The organism is Mycolicibacterium helvum, from assembly GCF_010731895.1.
GTDB classification, from domain to species: domain Bacteria; phylum Actinomycetota; class Actinomycetes; order Mycobacteriales; family Mycobacteriaceae; genus Mycobacterium; species Mycobacterium helvum.
In genome coordinates this window covers 3,881,163-3,896,604 of record NZ_AP022596.1, presented here as the reverse complement: position 1 = coordinate 3,896,604, position 15,442 = coordinate 3,881,163, and the positions used below count along the sequence as shown (strand labels likewise).

Here is a 15,442-nt window from a genome sequence, read left to right as displayed (position 1 = left end):
ATGACCAGCCCGAACGAACTCCGGCACTTGATCGCCGGGCAATGGCTCGTCGGCGCCGGCGACATGGTGACCAGCGTCAACCCCGCGCGTCCCCGTGTGGTTGTCGCCGAGGGACATTGCGCGACGGTTGCCGATGTCTCGCACGCGGTCGCCGCGGCGGGTGAGGCACTCACGAGCTGGGCCGGCACGCCCATACATCAGCGCGGTGCGGTGCTGCTGGCCGCCGCCGACGCAGTCGAGCGCAATGCGCCGTCCTGGGGTCTGGAGCTGGCGACCGAGGAAGGCAAGACCACAGCCGAGGGTATCGGCGAGGTCCGGCGGGCCGCCCAGATCCTGCGGTATTACGGCAACGAGGGCGACCGGCAGAGCGGCGAGATCTTCGCCTCTCCCCGCGCCGGTGAACAAATCCTGGTGACCCGCAAGCCGATTGGCGTCGTCGCCGTCATCACCCCGTTCAACTTCCCGATCGCCATCCCCGCCTGGAAAATCGCGCCCGCACTGGTATACGGCAACACCGTGGTGTGGAAACCGGCCAGCACCGTTCCCCTACTGGCAATCCGGCTCGCGGAAGCATTAACCGATGCCGGCCTGCCCCCGGGAGTGCTCAACCTGGTGATCGGCGACTCGCCAGTCGGTGCGGCACTGGCCGACCACCCCGACGTCGCCGCGATCAGCTTCACCGGCTCCACCACGGTCGGCCGGCGCATCGCCGCCGCGGCCGCCGCCCGCGGGGTACCAGCTCAGGCCGAAATGGGCGGAAAAAACGCCGCCGTCGTCCTCGATGACGCAGACATCGACCTAGCGCTCGACCAAGTCATACTCGGGGCCTTCCGCTCCACCGGCCAAAAATGCACAGCCACCTCACGATTAATCGTCACCGAGCGGATCGCCGATCGATTCCTCGCCGCGTTGAGCGACCGGGCGCGGGCCATTGTGGTGGGCGACCCCGCGCACGACGCAACGCAGATGGGGCCGGTTGTCAGCCAGGCCGCGCAGCGCTGCGTCCAGGCCGGGATCGACGCCGCCACCGAACAGGGTGCGACCGTACTCACCGGCGGGGCCGCCTATCTCGACGGCCCGCTCGCGGACGGTTACTTCGTCGCACCGACGATCCTCGAACTGTCCGACGCACCTGCCGACATCTGGTCCGAGGAGCTGTTCGGCCCCGTGCTCGCCGTCAAACGCGCCACCGACGCCGACCAGGCGTTCGCGCTGGCCAACGACAGCGAATTCGGCTTGTCCGCCGCAGTGTTCACCCAGGACCTGACCCGGGCGCTTGCCGCGGTCGAGCACATCGATGTCGGTGTGCTGCACATAAACTCCGAATCGGCCGGCGCCGACCCGCACGTGCCGTTCGGCGGGGCGAAAAAGAGCGGACTCGGCCCCAAAGAGCAAGGTGGCGCGGCCCGTGATTTCTTCACCCACACCACCACGGTGTACCTGCGCGGTGGGCAGCCCGGAGTATGACGCCCCAAAGGGTCGACGAAGAGTCTTGCGGCGGTGAACACATGGCAGCAGCCCTAGAAGGTCTGGTCGTGGTCGACTTCAGCCGGGTACTGGCCGGTCCGTACGCGACGATGATGCTCGGCGACTTCGGCGCCGAGGTGATCAAGATCGAGCGCCCCGACTTCGGCGACGACACCCGGCAGTGGGGTCCGCCGTACGACTCGGACGGTGTTGCAACGTATTTCAACTCCGTCAATCGCAACAAGCGGTCTGTCGTACTGGACCTGAGCGACTCCGATGGGCAGCGTGTCGCCCGCGAACTCGTGGCCGGCGCCGACATCGTGGTGGAGAACTTCCGGCCTGGCACGATGGAGAAACTGCACCTGGGTTACGACGACCTGTGCGCCGTGCGACCCGACCTGATCTACTGTTCGATCACCGGTTTCGGCCGCGATGGCGGTGCCGCACTGCCGGGCTACGACCTGCTGGTGCAGGCGGTCGGCGGTCTGATGAGCGTCACCGGCACCGAGCCCGGTGATCCCACCAAAGCCGGTGTGGCATTGGTCGATGTGCTGGCCGGACTGCACGCCCTGTCGGGCATCCTGGCCGCGCTGGCCTACCGCGACCGCACCGGGCTGGGCCAACGCGTCGACACCAATTTGATGGCGGTGCTGTTGTCGTCGCTGGTGAACCAGGCTTCCGGTTATCTCGGCGCCGGCGTGGTGCCGTCGATCATGGGTAACCGCCATCCCAGCATCGCGCCGTACCAGGTGTTCGACACCGCCGACCGGCCGATCACCGTGGCCGTCGGAAATGATAAGCAATACCGGGCATTTTGCACCGTACTCGGACTTGCCGACCTGGCAGACGACCCGCGTTTCATCACCAACCCGCAACGGGTCGCGAACCGGGACGCATTGTGCGCCCTGATCGAACCCGCGCTCAAGGCCGCCGGCGCCGACCATTGGTACCAGCGGTTGACCGCCGCCGGGGTGCCCGCGGGACCGATCAACGACGTCGCCGAGGCGTTCGCCTTCGCCGACCGGCTCGGTATCACCACCACCGTTGCGGTTCCGGGCAGCGCCACCGCCCAGGTCGCCAACCCGGTGACGATGTCGGTTACTCCCGCCAGTTACCGCTGCGCCCCACCCGCGTTGGGCTGATCCTCGATCAACTGGCGGGCCTGCAGGGCCAGCCACAACTGGGCACGGCTGTCAGCCGATTCCAGGTCGTCGGACAGTAGGGCGCAGATACGCCGCATCCGGTTGCGCAGGGTATGGCGATGCACGCCCAGCTCGGCGGCGGCGCCCGCCATCTGGCCATGATGCTGCAGGAAAGCCGTCAATGTGGCGAGGTTCTCGTCCGCCTCGCCGGCGTCGGTGAGCGGCCGCAGCAGACCGGCGAGCACTCGGAGTTCATCGGGGCTGCGACCAGCGAGTAGCACCCCGTATGCGCCCAGATCGTCAAATTTGCCGATCACCGAACTTGATCTGCATCGCGCGGCGGTACGCGCCTGCTGCATGCCAAGACCGAGGCCGGCGAAGCGGACGGTGGAACTGACGCCGCCTCCAGAGCCCGGCGGGAACCCGCCGGCAAGTGCCTCGGCCACTGCCTGAACCCGCCGCCTGCTCGCCCCGGTGGGCAGGATCGCCACGATCTCGTCGTCCAGCAGGGTCATCAGGTAGGGACCACCGTGGTCGAGCACCGCGCCGAGGTTCCGTTCGGCATCCAGTACCGGCCCCAGTCCGTTGAGCACCAGCACAACCACCTCGGCACCGGGCTCAAAGCCGAAGTAGCGCAACACCCCGCTGTCGACATTGCCAGAGCCGGAGATCAGCTCGCGCGTCACGGCGGTGCGCAGCCGCTGCTCGGCCTCAGCGACCCGGGCAGGCTTCTCGACCGCGATCGAGATCAGCGAAACCGCATGGGCCACGAGCAGCCGCTCGGAATTGGTCAGCGGCTCCGCTGTGCGCACGCCGAGGTGGCCTCGCACGGTCCGAGCGGCCCGCAGGCCGGTGACCGATACGTAAGCCTGGCCGTCGAACGTGACGTACCCGCCGGTGCGCCGCCATGCATCCGGTTGCGAATCCGACAGTGCGGCAACTAATTCCAGGTTTCCGGAGCCGGCCGCGGCCAAGGCCTTGCCTGCGGCATCGGTGACCACCACCGCGGCCGCCAGACAGTCGGCCAGTGCGGAGACGGCGCCGGGGATGCCACCGCGCAATGTCGCGCGGGCGAGCACCCGCTGTTGATCGACCACGCGTTGCACCGAGCGCAGTTCGTCGGCGCGCAGCGAATCGATCACCACCCGGGTGATCGCGATGAACGGCGTCGCCGGCGGGACCACCAGCACCGGCAGGCCCAGCTCGTCGCCGGCCGCCAGCACGGCGGCAGGCACATCGGAGATCGTCGTACCGGTGTCGACCGCCAGCGCGGCGATCCCCACCGCGACCAGCCGTCGGACGTACGCGGTCTGCGCAGCTGCGTCGGCGCCAATGTTGATACCGGTCGTCATCACCAGCTCCCCGCCCGACAGATACGGCGTGGGGTCAGCCAATTCGATGGCGTGCGCCCAGGTGATCTCGCGTTCGGCCGCCCCGGCGCCAGCGGCAAGCCTCAGACCCAGCGCCTCGACGTGCGCCAGGTCCCGCGCAGTGATCGCCATGCCGTCAATCTTTTGGCGCGGGCGCGTCCTTCCGGCCTCGACACGCCGCGCTAAGGCGTACCAACACGCGCGGTGCCATCCCGGGTTTGGCGCACTGCCGCCGCGGCCCGGACGAACGCACCGAATAACGCCAGCCGGTCGGTCGCCGGGCCGTCCTCGTCCTCGGGATGCCACTGCACCCCGACGTACCAACGATTGGGGTCCTCGGTTGCCTCCACGATGCCGTCCAGTGCCCGCGCCGCGACGACCAACCCCTCCCCCACGGTGTCGACGGCCTGATGATGTCCGGACCGAGCGATGACCCGATCGGTGCCCAGGATTTCCGCCAGCCGGGTGCCGGCCACGATATCGATCGGCTCGTTGACGAATTCGGGCTCACCGGGTGCACCGTGGTGCAGCGCGTAATCCTCGATATCGCCGATCAGGGTGCCGCCACGGGCCACGTTGAGCAGCTGGGAACCCCGGCAGATCCCGAGCACCGGCCGGCCGGCGTTCTGCGCGGCGGCGATTGCGGCCAGTGCGTCGCGATCGGCGCGCACGTCCACACCGTAGGCCTTGGGATTCGGAGCGTTCACGCCGTAGCAGGAGCCGTCCACGTCGCCGCCGCCGAGCAGCAGCAGTCCATCGAACTCCGCTGCACTGCTGGGCTTTTCGATCGGAACAGACCCGTCCCACAGTTCGTACTCGACATCCAGTTCGACCAGGGTCGTCAGTGCGACGCGGGTGAACCTGGTGATCAGCTCGACGTCGGCCGCAGTGATGTCGGGGTAATTCAGGGGGGCCAACACACAGATACGCGCCTGCGGGCGGGCCGGCGGCGGCCGGTGCGGGATGACGTCGGCGCGGGTGACACGGTCGGTCACAAAGAGTCCTTTCGTTTGCCGGCCCGATCAATCAGGTCGGCGAATAATGCGGTGTCGGTAGCGCAGCCGCCGTGCCGGTCTTCGGGATGCCACTGCACCGCGATGATGTCGGCGCGGCAGTGCTCAACAGCTTCAACCACGCCGTCGCCGGCCACCGCCGTCACCACGAGATCGGCGCCCAGCCGGTCAATCGCTTGGTGATGGTAGGACGACACATCGATGTGATCGGATCCCACGATGAGGTGCAGCCGCGACTCGCGTAGTACGCGAACATCGTGAATCGCGTTGTGGTGTGGCGTCGTCGTCTCTGATATGTGCTGGCACAGGGTGCCGCCGGCGGCGACGTTGAGGATCTGCATACCCCGACAGATCGCCAGCATCGGCAGCCCCAGGTCGATGACGGCCCGGCTGACGGCTAGGTCATAGTCGTCCTGGAACGGCACGGTGTCCTGGGTCCGGGGGTCGGCCTGCGCACCGTAGCGGATCGGGTCGACGTCGGCGCCGCCGGGCATCAGCACACCGTCGAAGCGGTCCAGCCGGTCCGGAAGATCCATCGCCGGGTCGCCGGCAGGTCCGTGCAGCACCACCGGCTCGCCGCCTGCCGCCCACACCGCCTCACACAGCGCTTCGGCGGCCAGGGTGGCCGAGAAGCGCAGGATCGCAACCTGTTCGGCGCGACGCCCAACCACCGCCACCAGCGGCCGAGTCACGTCCCGAAGGGATAGTCCAAGGTGGGCAACCACTGCTCCCACACCTTGCGCAACCGCCCGGACTCGACAAGCCGGGCGAGCGCGTCATTGAGCTCGGCCAGCGTGTCGGGACGGTCCTTGGCCACCGCGATGCCCCACTGGTTGGCGGTCTGAACGGTGAATGCCAGCTCATAGTCCGGATGAGTAGCGCCCAACGGCACGAACACCACGTCGTCGTCGACGACAGCGTCGACTTCACCGGCCGATAGCGCGGCCAGCATGTCGGCGTAGACGTCATCGGAACCGGCCCCGAAAGCGACTGGCACTGCGCCGGTGAAGGTTTCGACCAGCGTCATGTTGGTGCTGTTCTCGATGGCCGCGACCTTGCGGCCGACGAGACCCTCCGGCCCGTTGATGCCCGAGCTGCGGCGTACCAGCACGCCCTCATGAAAGACGGCATAGGGCCGGGTGAAGTCGACTTGCGCCTGACGTTCTGCGGTGATGCCCTGTCCGCACAGCACCGCGTCGGCGTCGCCGCGCTGTACCGCCGGGATCATGTCGACCCAGGGAACCCGAATCCACTCGACCGGACGGCCGAGTTCGTCCCCCAGGGCTTCGGCCACTGCGGGTTCATAGCCGGTGCGCCCGTTCTGCGGAGTCCACAGCGAAAAAAGCGGCGGTGCATCGGCATCCAGGCAGGCCAGTCTCAACGGTGTGCTCATGGCAGGTCATCCCAGTACATATCGCGCTCCCAATCGGTCACATATCCACAGAACCGGGCCCACTCGTCGGCGTGGAAATCGACGAGAAGCCCGGACAGCTCAGGCCCGAGGGCCTCGGCGAGCACGCCATCGGAGCGAAACGCGCTGATGGCCTCGCCAAGGGTCAGTGGCAGGGCACCGAAGCGGTCGTCGACCGGCGCATCGTAGGACGAACCCTGGGTGGGTGCACCGGGATCGGTCGAGTTCTTCAGCCCGTCCTCACAGGCCGCCAGGATCACCGCGTGCGACAGGTACGGGTTGACGGCGGCATCGGGCAACTTGTATTCGAGCCGACCGACAGTCGACAGTCGGACGGTGCAGGTCTTGTTGTCCAGGCCCCAGTTGATCCGCGAGGGCGCGAACTGTCCGGCGTCCCAATATCGTTTGTAGGAGTTCACGGTGGAACCGTTGATCAGCATGGCACCCGCCGAATGCGCCAGCAGACCCCCCAGGGCGTACTTGCCGATCTCGGACAGATGCAGTTCGGTAACCCCCGGATCGGCCAGCACGTTCACGCCGTCGCGCCACAGGCTGAAGTTGTGGTGACAGCCGTTGCCCATCATCCCGGTCGCCGGCTTGGGTATAAAGCTGGCTTCAATGCCCAGTTCGCGGGCCACCTGCTTGCAGATCTGTCGGTAGGTGACCAGCCGGTCGGCGGTGAGGTCGGCGCGGTCGTACATGAAGTTCAGCTCGACCTGGTACTCGTCCTCGTAGTCGCCTTCGACCATGTCCAGGCCCAGCTCCTGGGCGTATGCGATCACCTTCTTGACGATCGGACGGTTCCGCTCGAGGTGCTCGATGTTGTAGGCCGGGCTGGACCCGGGCCGAAAGTGGGCTTCCAAACCCTCCCCACGCCAAGTCATTTCGGGTTCGCAGCCGGTACGTAGCTCCAGCCCGGTGCGATCGGTGAATCCGATGTGCATTCGCCGCAGCAATCCGCGGGTGTCGCAGGAGAATTCGGCACCGGCCCGCTCGGCCAGATGGTCGGGTTCGTAGAGCCGGCAGAACGCCCGGGCGAAGTTGGTGTCCCACGGCAACACCGCGAACGTCTCCAGGTCGGGCATCGCCGTGTATTCGGGGGCGTTGACGCCGCCGGCCAGCAGTACGCCGTCGCGGGTGCCTTGCAGATTGGCCACCGCCGTCTGGTGCTGTTGCACCCCTTTGACCGCTAGCCGCTCGAAATGCCGTGCTGGGACTACCTTTCCGACAACACGACCGGTGATGGTGACGGCCTGGAAGTAGACCAGTTCGACATTGCGGTCGGCAATGGTGGCCAGTACCTCGGCCAGTGCCGGGCCGTCGGCGTTGGCTTGCCGGTGTGCGTCCAGCGGTGTGGTGCTCATGGATGGTCCTTAAGACTCAGGGGTGGGGGGTAAAACCGATCGGCAGCCGATTGGGGCCGGTGTTCCCCGAGTCCGGTAGCCAGCTCGCACCGGGCAGTTCTCGGGGGTCGACCATCCGGCGGGCCAACAAGGGCAGGGCTTCGCTCATGTCGGCTCGCGCGACAAAGTGGCCGAGGCAGTAATGCACACCGGCGCCAAACCCAAAGTGCGGCTTGCGTTCTGCAGTGATATCGAAATCTGGCGTGAAGACCCGCGGGTCGGTACCGCCCGACTCACCGTAGAGGTGCACGGTGGTTCCGGCGCGAAGCTGCACGCCCTCGTATTCGAAGTCCTCGATCACTTCACGCGTCACCCAGCGCGTCGTCGGGTTGAGTCGCATGACCTCCTCGACGGCCTTGCCCCCGAGATCCGGCCGCCGCGCGAGCAGTCGCCACTGATCGGGGTTGGCCAGGAACGTCTGCATGGCCAGGCCCAGCTGATTGCGGGTGGTGTCAAAGCCGCCGAAGATCAGCAGCACCAGGCCGTCGCGCAGCTCCTCGTCACTCAATCGGCCGTCGTCCGGTTCCGAAGCGTTGACCAGGGCCGTGACGAAATCGTCGCGGGGGTTGATCCGGCGATCCGCCACCAGCGCATCGCAGTAGTCATACAACCGCTGCAGTGCGGCCTCGATGGCGGGCAGATCCTGTTTGAGCGTCACCCCCATTGCCAGGCCGAGTGTCGTGGACGCGGTGGCGATGACCTGCCATTCCTCTTCGGGAAAACCGAGCATGATGGCGATGACTCGGGCCGAGTAGGGCTCGGCGAACTCGCTGACGAATTCACAACGGTCCGGTTCGGCAAAGTTGTCGATGAGTTCTGCTGCCAAAGTCTGGAACCGGGGCACCAACTCGGCGATGAGCTTCTGGGAGAAGGCCGGGGTCATCAATCGGCGCAGCCGGCGATGTTCCTCGCCCTCCTTGTTGAGGATCCAACTGGCCCACCACCGCGCGAACGGCCCTTCGGTAACGCCGTTGTGGGCCGGCCACGCGATGCTGCCCTGCCGCAGCAGGCGGCTCTTGAGCAGCTTGTTCATCTGTTCGTAACGCAGCACCGCGATCCCGTACGGCGTCGTCGCGTACCAGCTACGTTCCCGGGCGGCGTGCACCTCCGGCGAGGTGATCGAAAACGCCGGATCGGCGACGTCGAAAAAAGGCACCTGGTCGGCGGCCGTCGAGGAGACGGAAGACATGGGCGCTACCTCCAGAGCCACAGGAACAGTCTGTAAATACTCTAAAACTAGATTGTTACTGTCAAGCGATTCGCGTTAATTCGCCGTAACGACGGTTCAGCCCGGATACCTACGAACGCTCAGCCCGCGGCCGGATCGGCGAGCGCAAGCACCCACCCGATACCGAGCGGCAACTCGGCGACCTCACGAAAATCCCCAGCCTGCGGCATCGTGGGCAGCCGCGACCCCACGATCCAGCGCGGTGTGTTCGCGGCTACGACTCGCCGCTCGGTGTTGACGATGACGGCATCGGCCGTTGTGCCGTGCAGCACCTCCAGCAGCCGCCGCTCAATCTCCCCGACCACCAGATCGGCCCCGGCGACGCCGAGGAAAACGCCGTCGGCGACCACCGGCACCGCCGCGGTGACGGTGTACATATCCGACCCGCTGTAGTCGACGTAGGGGCCGTACGCCACCCGCGCTTGCCCACGCTGCGGTAGCTGGAACCAGTCCATCTGGAGGTAGTCGTAGACGTCAACACTGGTCGGGTCGAAGTTCAGCCGCAGGCGCGCCACCCGGGTATTTTGCCGCTGCCACCAGGCCAGGTAGCGCTCCAAGCCGTCGACGATCAAGGGCGCGGCGATGAATCCCATGCCCCAGGCCAGCGGCTCGTCGGCAACCAGATCGGCCAGCAACCGTTGCAGACCGCTGAGATTCGCCTCGCTGAGCGGGGCGCGGACCGGGCGGCTGCGAAGTACCTCGCCGGCGATGCGATCCAGCAGCACGTACGCCGGCTCCAAGCGTTCCGAGGCCTGCCGCGCCAGCCGATCCGCCTCGGTCGTCACGACGCACCCCGCCCGACAGTCAGGTTCACGTTGACCTGCGTCAACCGCGCCAGCTGGCCCATGATGTGGGCCTCGGCCAGCCTGCGCGCCTCGGCCGCGTTCTCGGCAGCCACTGCCGCCGAAATCGCATGCAGTTCCTCGACGTAGGGGTCCACCTGCACGACGGGCTCGACCGGCAGCCAGATCAGCCCGGCAACTTCGGCCTGCAGGTTGGCCTCACGGCGGGCCAGCCGAGCCGACTGCGAAGCGATCGCGACCTGGATGTGAAACCGGCTGTCGGCGCGAATCCGGTCCCCCAGCGTCACCGCCGATCCGAGCTGGTCAGTCAGGGCGAACAGGCGTCGCACGGCGTAAGGCGCCGCCCGTTCGGCGGCGAGCCGGGCGGCCTGACCGGCGATGGCGGTGTGCTCGTCGAACAGATCGCGCACGTCCGAAATACTCATGGCGGCCAGCCGGGCGGTCAGCTGCTCGACCGGTGGCCCGGCGGGCCGGCACACGAAGGACCCGCCGCTGCGGCCCCGCCGCGTCTCGACCAGGCCCTGATCGCGGAGTGTGGCCAGCGCTTCGCGGACGGTCATCGGCGCCACGCCGAACTGGCCTGCCAGATCGACTTCCACTGGCAGCCGTTCAGCGTCGTCGAGCAATCCGAGGTGGATCGCTTCGGTAATGCGCTGCACGATCTCGTCGGCACGCCCGATCGGCGCCTCCCCAGCGACCAGCGGCGACAACGACGACACCGTCGCCCACCTCCTGCCCCTGCTCGGTGCAAGAAATTTACCGGATTCTGGATCAATTCTGCCGTTCCCGTTGCCGGATAAACAATAGAACTGTAGTTTTTGCTCACCGAAATTCATGCCCCGACGGCAGAAAGCAGCTCCATGGCCTCACCATCGAATCCCTCGTCGGCCAGCGAGGGCTACTACGACTTCCACGACGAGGACGACGCGGCGCATCTGCATGCGCTCGGCTATAAGTCCGAGTTCAAACGGGACATGAGCCCGTGGGCCAACTTCTCACTGGGCTTCACCTACCTGTCCCCCGTTGTCGGGGTGTACACGCTGTTCGCCTTTGCCCTGGCCACCGGCGGGCCGCCGATGATTTGGAGCTTCCTTATCGTGGGCCTGGGCCAGCTGCTGGTGGCTCTGGTGTTCAGCGAAATCGTCGCGCAATTCCCGGTGGCCGGCGGGGTGTACCCGTGGGCTCGACGGCTGTGGGGACGCAGGTACGCCTGGATGACCGGCTGGATCTACATGGTCGCGCTATTGGTGACCATCTCGTCGGTGGTGTACGGAGCCGGACCCTACATCGCCGCGGCATTCGGCATCGAAGCGACCGTCGACAACACCATCGCCTTCGCATTGGCGCTGCTGGCGCTGGCCACCATCATCAACTTCATGGGTACGAAAGTCCTTGCGCGCGCGGCCATCATCGGATTCAGCGCCGAGCTGATCGGCGCTCTGGTGGTGGGTGTCTGGCTGCTCGTCTCGCACCGAGAGCACAACCTCTCGGTGATCTTTGATCGGATGGGCGCCGGCGGAGACGGCAATTATCTATGGGCCTTCGCCGCTGCCGCGCTGATCGGCATCTACCAGTACTACGGTTTCGAGGCCTGCGGCGACGTCGCCGAGGAGGTTCCCAACCCCGGCCGCCTGATTCCCAAGGCGATGCGCCGCACCATCTACGTCGGTGGTGCGGCCGCGACGTTCGTCTGCCTGGCACTGGTGCTGGCCGTCACCGATATCCCGGCCGTCATCGCCGGCACCGAGACCGACCCGGTCAGTACCCTGCTCAACGACGCCTTCGGCAGCGTGGGCGCCCGCATCGTGCTGTTCATCGTGCTCATCTCGTTCCTGTCCTGCGCGATGAGCTTGCAGGCGGCCGCGAGCCGGCTGGCGTACTCGTACGGCCGCGACGGCATGATCATGGGAAGCACGTTGCTCAAGAAGTTCTCGCCCACCCGGCACGTCCCGCCCTATGCGCTGCTGTTGGCCGCGCTGGTGCCCGCGGTGATCGTGATTGGTTCGAAGTTCTCCACCGACGCCATCACCAAGATCATCAGCTTCGCAGCCTTCGGCATCTACCTGGCTTTCCAGATGGTGGTGTTCGCTGCGCTTCGCGCCCGACTCAAGGGCTGGGTGCCCAGCGGCAAGTACCGGCTGGGACGGTGGGCCGTGGCCGTCAACGTCGCTGCACTGATTTACGGCGTCGTCGCGATGATCAACATGGCCTGGCCCCGGACACCCGGCGCCCCGTGGTACGACAACTGGATCGTCGCGCTCTCCGCAGTGATCGTGGTGGGAATCGGCTTGGTATACATGGTCATTCACCCGCTCCACGACCGTAGCAGCGCACCCTACAACGATGCCATCCCCAAGCGCTGAGCCGGCATTGGCCACAACAGCGTGGCCCGTCGGCTATCCCAGCGTCGGCGTGACGATGCGCGGGTCGCCGCGGCCATGGTCTGAGTGTGGCCGCTGTGGCTGACTATCCGGAGTACTCTCCACAGGGCATGGCTGCGACGACTGGATACGTCGAGGCGAACGGGCTGACGTTCGCCTATATCGAGGAGGGCTCAGGGCCCCTCGTGCTGATGCTCCATGGCTTCCCGGATACCGCGCACACGTGGGATGACCTGCGTCCGCGAATCGCCGCGAAGGGGTACCGCGCGGTCAGCGCGTTCATGCGGGGTTATCACCCGACCGGGGTGTCTGCTTTGGATGCCGATCAGGAGACGCTGGCCCGCGATCCGCTCGCCCTGATCTCCGCTTTGGGCGCCTCCGAGGCGGTGGTTATCGGTCACGACTGGGGTGCGTCGGCCGCGTACGGCGCGGCGGCGTTGGAACCCGACCGGGTGTCCAAGCTGATCACGGTCGCGATTCCGCATCCGGCGACATTGAAGCCGTCTCCGCGGAAGCTTTGGGGCGCTCGACATTTCGCGGCATACAAGCTGCCAGGTGCTGCGAACCGCTTCGCCCGCAACAATTTCGAAGCGTTGCCCGCGATCTGTCGACGTTGGTCACCGACGTGGAGACCTCCGCCAGAGGAGTTCGATGCTGTGCGGGAGTGCTTCGCAAGCCCGGGGAGTCTCGACGCGGCGTTCGGCTATTACCGCAAGCTGTGGCCGTTGCCGTCTGCGTCGTTGAGGGCGCGGATCACGGTGCCGACGGTCGTCTTCGCCGGGCTCGACGATCCCGTCGTCGAGGTGTCGGACTACCGGCGTGCCGCACGGATGTTCTTGGGCTCGTATGTCATTGAGGAAATGCCTGGTGGGCACTTCATGCATCGGGAGCATCCGGGGGTGTTCGCGGAGCGGGTTTTGCGGCATCTTTGAGCGGTCCGTTTTTGTCGGACGCTGCTGCCATGATGTTGTTATGTCCTCGACCGCTGAGTTGATGCCAATTGAGCGTCTTGAGCGGGTGTTTGAGGAGTTGGCGGAGCTGGCCGGTCAGCGCAATGCGATTGATGGGCGGATCGTGGACCTTATCGCTGAGCTGGACCACGGCAATCTGTGTGGTATGACCGGGGCGCGGTCGGTGGCCGCGGTGGTGGCCTGGAAATTGGGCACCACATCGGCCAACGGCAAGACGATTGCGGCGGTGGCGCATCGTATCTCGGAGTTTCCCCGCTGCGTGGCAGCCCTGCGGGAGGGCCGGCTGTCGGTCGATCAGGTCGGCGTCATCGCCGCCCGCGCCGCCGAGGGATCAGATGAGCACTACGCGCAGCTGGCCTCGGTGGCCTCCGTCAGCCAGCTGCGTACCGCGGTCAAGTTGGAGCCACGCCCACCCAAGCCTGGTCCGCAGCCCGACCCGCCTCGCTCGATCCATAAAACGTTGGGTGAGGAGTCGACCAGCTGGAAGATCACCCTGCCCCAGGACGAAGCTGCGACCTTCGATGCGGCCCTGCAATCGCACCGCGACGCACTGATCGCCGAGTACCAGAACGACCACGGCAGCGGTTCGGCAGAGAATCCACCACCGTTCCCGAACACCGTGGATGCGTTCATGAGCCTGGTCGAAGCCGGCTGGGACACCGACGTCGCGCGCCGCCCGCACGGGCAACGCACCACCGTCGTCGTGCACGTCGATGTTGAACAGCGCGTTGCGGCATTGCATCTGGGTCCGCTGCTCACCGACGGCGATCGCCAGTATCTGACCTGTGACGCCACCTGCGAGGTCTGGTTCGAACGCGACGGCCAGCCCATCGGCGCCGGGCGGACCACCCGCACCATCAACCGCCGCCTGCGTCGCGCGCTGGAACACCGCGACACCACCTGCGCCATACCGGGCTGCACCGCCACCCGCGGACTGCACTCCCATCACATCCAGCACTGGGAAAACGGCGGCCCCACCGAACTACACAACCTGGTCCTGCTGTGCCCCTATCACCACCGCGAACACCACCGCGGCGAGATCACCATCAGCGGCCCCGCCGACCACCTCACCGTCATCGACCGCGACGGACAACAACTCACCAACAGGTCACTCGCCCGCCCGCCCAACCACCCGCCACCGGATGTTCCACCGTGTCCCGGACCCACCGGCGAACGCGCCGACTGGAAGTGGTACCACCCCTTCGAACCCAAGGCCCCACCAGACAACTAGGGCGGATCGTTGGGTCGGTCATTAACGCCATCCTCAAGCCGAAGGCGGCGGGCGGAATGCGAACCGTCCCGGCGTATTGACCGTCACGGCCGGGCGGGCTAGGGCACTCGTGATTTGTTCAATCACAGCTTGTTTCAAAGCGGTTGAATCGGCAGGCAACCCGGGTGCGTCACCGGATTCGGCTAAAAGCACCACGCTATCCGGCAGGCCTGGCACCTCAACGGAGCCGGCCAGCAAGAGCAACGTGCCTGGCAGCATGGCGATCTCCTGCTCCTCGCGATACCGCGCAAACGGTGCTACGAGCCGGCCGGTAATGCTCACGATCGCCGCCAGCCACTCCGCTGTGAAGTTCTCGCTCGCGACACGTGGATCCATCGACGTCGGCAGGATCCCGCTGAGCGTGAACGATGCGTTCGGCTTAGGGCCGGCCATCCCGCGATAGGTGATCGCCGCCATCGCCGGCAGTTGCGAAAGCGTGTTCACAATGTCTTCGGCCACTTGCTAATCCTTTCCGACAGCCTCGATAGCAGCCAACGTGGCCGCCGCAGCTCTGTTGACGAACTCCGTCCCGCGCGCCTCCCCGTGGATATCCCACTGCCAGCTGCCGACATAGGTCGTTGCACTGGCCTCCCGTCCAGGAAATCCAACCTGCACTCGATCGTCTGCAACAGGGGGCGGGACGGGAGCGAGCAGGCCGCGAATTGTCTCGATAACGACTTCCGGAGAATCCCCTGTGTAGTCGGCGGGGCGCCCGGGCGTAGCTTGAAACAGGTAAGCATCGGGCAGGCCCTCGCCCGGGGCACTTCTGTTCGCCGCGACGATAATCGATCTGCCCGCTAATTCCACTTTCACCCCGTCAGATGCAGTACGAATTGGGCGCCGAATCGCCACGAGCCCGGCTCCGAACGTGAGCAGGCGGTCCTCCGTCCACGTCGTCCACAACGAATGCGTTGGGACGTAGTTGGCAATCTCCAACTTCCGCGCGTACGGATGCGTTAGGCCCTCTCCTTTTCGGAGATGTG

Annotated in this window: 14 protein-coding genes; 5 read left to right on the top strand and 9 right to left on the bottom strand. The window is 66.3% G+C overall.

Going from position 1 to position 15,442, the window contains the following annotated elements; translation table 11 throughout:
• Both G6N38_RS18335 and G6N38_RS18330 read left to right on the top strand, forming a co-directional pair.
• Window positions 1–1,467 (top strand): aldehyde dehydrogenase family protein, encoded by a 1,467-nt coding sequence (locus G6N38_RS18335; RefSeq protein ID WP_163749508.1) that lies wholly within the window; start codon window positions 1–3, stop codon window positions 1,465–1,467.
• A 41-nt stretch (window positions 1,468–1,508) separates the two neighbouring features.
• Window positions 1,509–2,609 carry a CaiB/BaiF CoA transferase family protein gene (locus G6N38_RS18330; RefSeq protein ID WP_163749507.1) on the top strand — a complete coding sequence of 367 codons (1,101 nt, stop codon included), beginning with the start codon at window positions 1,509–1,511 and terminating at the stop codon, window positions 2,607–2,609.
• Here G6N38_RS18330 and G6N38_RS18325 read toward each other — a convergent pair.
• The 8 genes from G6N38_RS18325 to G6N38_RS18290 form a co-directional block, all read right to left on the bottom strand.
• The gene (locus G6N38_RS18325; RefSeq protein ID WP_163749506.1) at window positions 2,579–4,111 is read right to left on the bottom strand and encodes a PucR family transcriptional regulator; all 1,533 of its coding nucleotides are present in this window, start codon (window positions 4,109–4,111) and stop codon (window positions 2,579–2,581) included. The two genes, G6N38_RS18330 and G6N38_RS18325, sit on opposite strands and share 31 nt — an antisense overlap.
• Window positions 4,112–4,161: 50 nt before the next feature.
• Window positions 4,162–4,974 carry a gamma-glutamyl-gamma-aminobutyrate hydrolase family protein gene (locus tag G6N38_RS18320; RefSeq protein ID WP_163749505.1) on the bottom strand — a complete coding sequence of 271 codons (813 nt, stop codon included), beginning with the start codon at window positions 4,972–4,974 and terminating at the stop codon, window positions 4,162–4,164.
• Window positions 4,971–5,684 (bottom strand): gamma-glutamyl-gamma-aminobutyrate hydrolase family protein, encoded by a 714-nt coding sequence (locus G6N38_RS18315; RefSeq protein ID WP_163749504.1) that lies wholly within the window; start codon window positions 5,682–5,684, stop codon window positions 4,971–4,973. Before G6N38_RS18315 ends, G6N38_RS18320 begins: the two co-directional genes overlap by 4 nt.
• Window positions 5,681–6,385, bottom strand: coding sequence for an ABC transporter substrate-binding protein (locus G6N38_RS18310; protein WP_163749503.1), 705 nt, complete (start codon window positions 6,383–6,385; stop codon window positions 5,681–5,683). The genes G6N38_RS18315 and G6N38_RS18310 overlap by 4 nt, the downstream gene beginning before the upstream one ends.
• Window positions 6,382–7,767 (bottom strand): glutamine synthetase family protein, encoded by a 1,386-nt coding sequence (locus G6N38_RS18305; RefSeq protein ID WP_163749502.1) that lies wholly within the window; start codon window positions 7,765–7,767, stop codon window positions 6,382–6,384. The genes G6N38_RS18310 and G6N38_RS18305 overlap by 4 nt, the downstream gene beginning before the upstream one ends.
• Before the next feature lie 16 nt (window positions 7,768–7,783).
• Window positions 7,784–8,995 carry a cytochrome P450 gene (locus tag G6N38_RS18300; RefSeq protein ID WP_163749501.1) on the bottom strand — a complete coding sequence of 404 codons (1,212 nt, stop codon included), beginning with the start codon at window positions 8,993–8,995 and terminating at the stop codon, window positions 7,784–7,786.
• 119 nt (window positions 8,996–9,114) lie between these two features.
• Entirely contained in the window at window positions 9,115–9,819 is a 705-nt protein-coding gene (locus tag G6N38_RS18295; RefSeq protein WP_163749500.1) for a cache domain-containing protein, read from the bottom strand.
• Window positions 9,816–10,556, bottom strand: a complete 741-nt coding sequence (locus tag G6N38_RS18290; protein ID WP_246227287.1) for a FadR/GntR family transcriptional regulator — start codon at window positions 10,554–10,556, stop codon at window positions 9,816–9,818. The genes G6N38_RS18295 and G6N38_RS18290 overlap by 4 nt, the downstream gene beginning before the upstream one ends.
• Before the next feature lie 141 nt (window positions 10,557–10,697).
• Between G6N38_RS18290 and G6N38_RS18285 the strand changes: the two genes are divergently transcribed.
• From G6N38_RS18285 to G6N38_RS18275, 3 genes are all read left to right on the top strand, one after another.
• Window positions 10,698–12,200: an APC family permease gene (locus G6N38_RS18285; RefSeq protein WP_163749498.1), complete on the top strand. Its 1,503-nt coding sequence runs from the start codon at window positions 10,698–10,700 to the stop codon at window positions 12,198–12,200.
• A 128-nt stretch (window positions 12,201–12,328) separates the two neighbouring features.
• The gene (locus G6N38_RS18280) at window positions 12,329–13,150 is read left to right on the top strand and encodes an alpha/beta fold hydrolase (RefSeq protein WP_163749497.1); all 822 of its coding nucleotides are present in this window, start codon (window positions 12,329–12,331) and stop codon (window positions 13,148–13,150) included.
• A 40-nt stretch (window positions 13,151–13,190) separates the two neighbouring features.
• Entirely contained in the window at window positions 13,191–14,420 is a 1,230-nt protein-coding gene (locus G6N38_RS18275) for an HNH endonuclease signature motif containing protein (RefSeq protein ID WP_163749496.1), read from the top strand.
• Window positions 14,421–14,453: 33 nt separating this feature from the next.
• Here the strand turns inward: G6N38_RS18275 and G6N38_RS18270 are convergent, their stop codons facing one another.
• On the bottom strand, window positions 14,454–14,918 hold the full coding sequence (locus G6N38_RS18270) for a hypothetical protein (RefSeq protein ID WP_163749495.1): 465 nt from the start codon (window positions 14,916–14,918) through the stop codon (window positions 14,454–14,456).
• Window positions 14,919–15,442 lie beyond the last annotated feature (524 nt).

Excerpts from the sequence above, each read along its gene's own strand:
- G6N38_RS18310 (WP_163749503.1), bottom strand. The coding sequence starts at position 6,385 with ATGAGCACACCGTTGAGACTGGCCTGCCTGGATGCCGATGCACCGCCG.
- G6N38_RS18280 (WP_163749497.1), top strand. The coding sequence starts at position 12,329 with ATGGCTGCGACGACTGGATACGTCGAGGCGAACGGGCTGACGTTCGCC.
- G6N38_RS18285 (WP_163749498.1), top strand. The coding sequence starts at position 10,698 with ATGGCCTCACCATCGAATCCCTCGTCGGCCAGCGAGGGCTACTACGAC.
- G6N38_RS18330 (WP_163749507.1), top strand. The coding sequence starts at position 1,509 with ATGGCAGCAGCCCTAGAAGGTCTGGTCGTGGTCGACTTCAGCCGGGTA.
- G6N38_RS18275 (WP_163749496.1), top strand. The coding sequence starts at position 13,191 with ATGTCCTCGACCGCTGAGTTGATGCCAATTGAGCGTCTTGAGCGGGTG.
- G6N38_RS18325 (WP_163749506.1), bottom strand. The coding sequence starts at position 4,111 with ATGGCGATCACTGCGCGGGACCTGGCGCACGTCGAGGCGCTGGGTCTG.
- G6N38_RS18305 (WP_163749502.1), bottom strand. The coding sequence starts at position 7,767 with ATGAGCACCACACCGCTGGACGCACACCGGCAAGCCAACGCCGACGGC.
- G6N38_RS18300 (WP_163749501.1), bottom strand. The coding sequence starts at position 8,995 with ATGTCTTCCGTCTCCTCGACGGCCGCCGACCAGGTGCCTTTTTTCGAC.
- G6N38_RS18335 (WP_163749508.1), top strand. The coding sequence starts at position 1 with ATGACCAGCCCGAACGAACTCCGGCACTTGATCGCCGGGCAATGGCTC.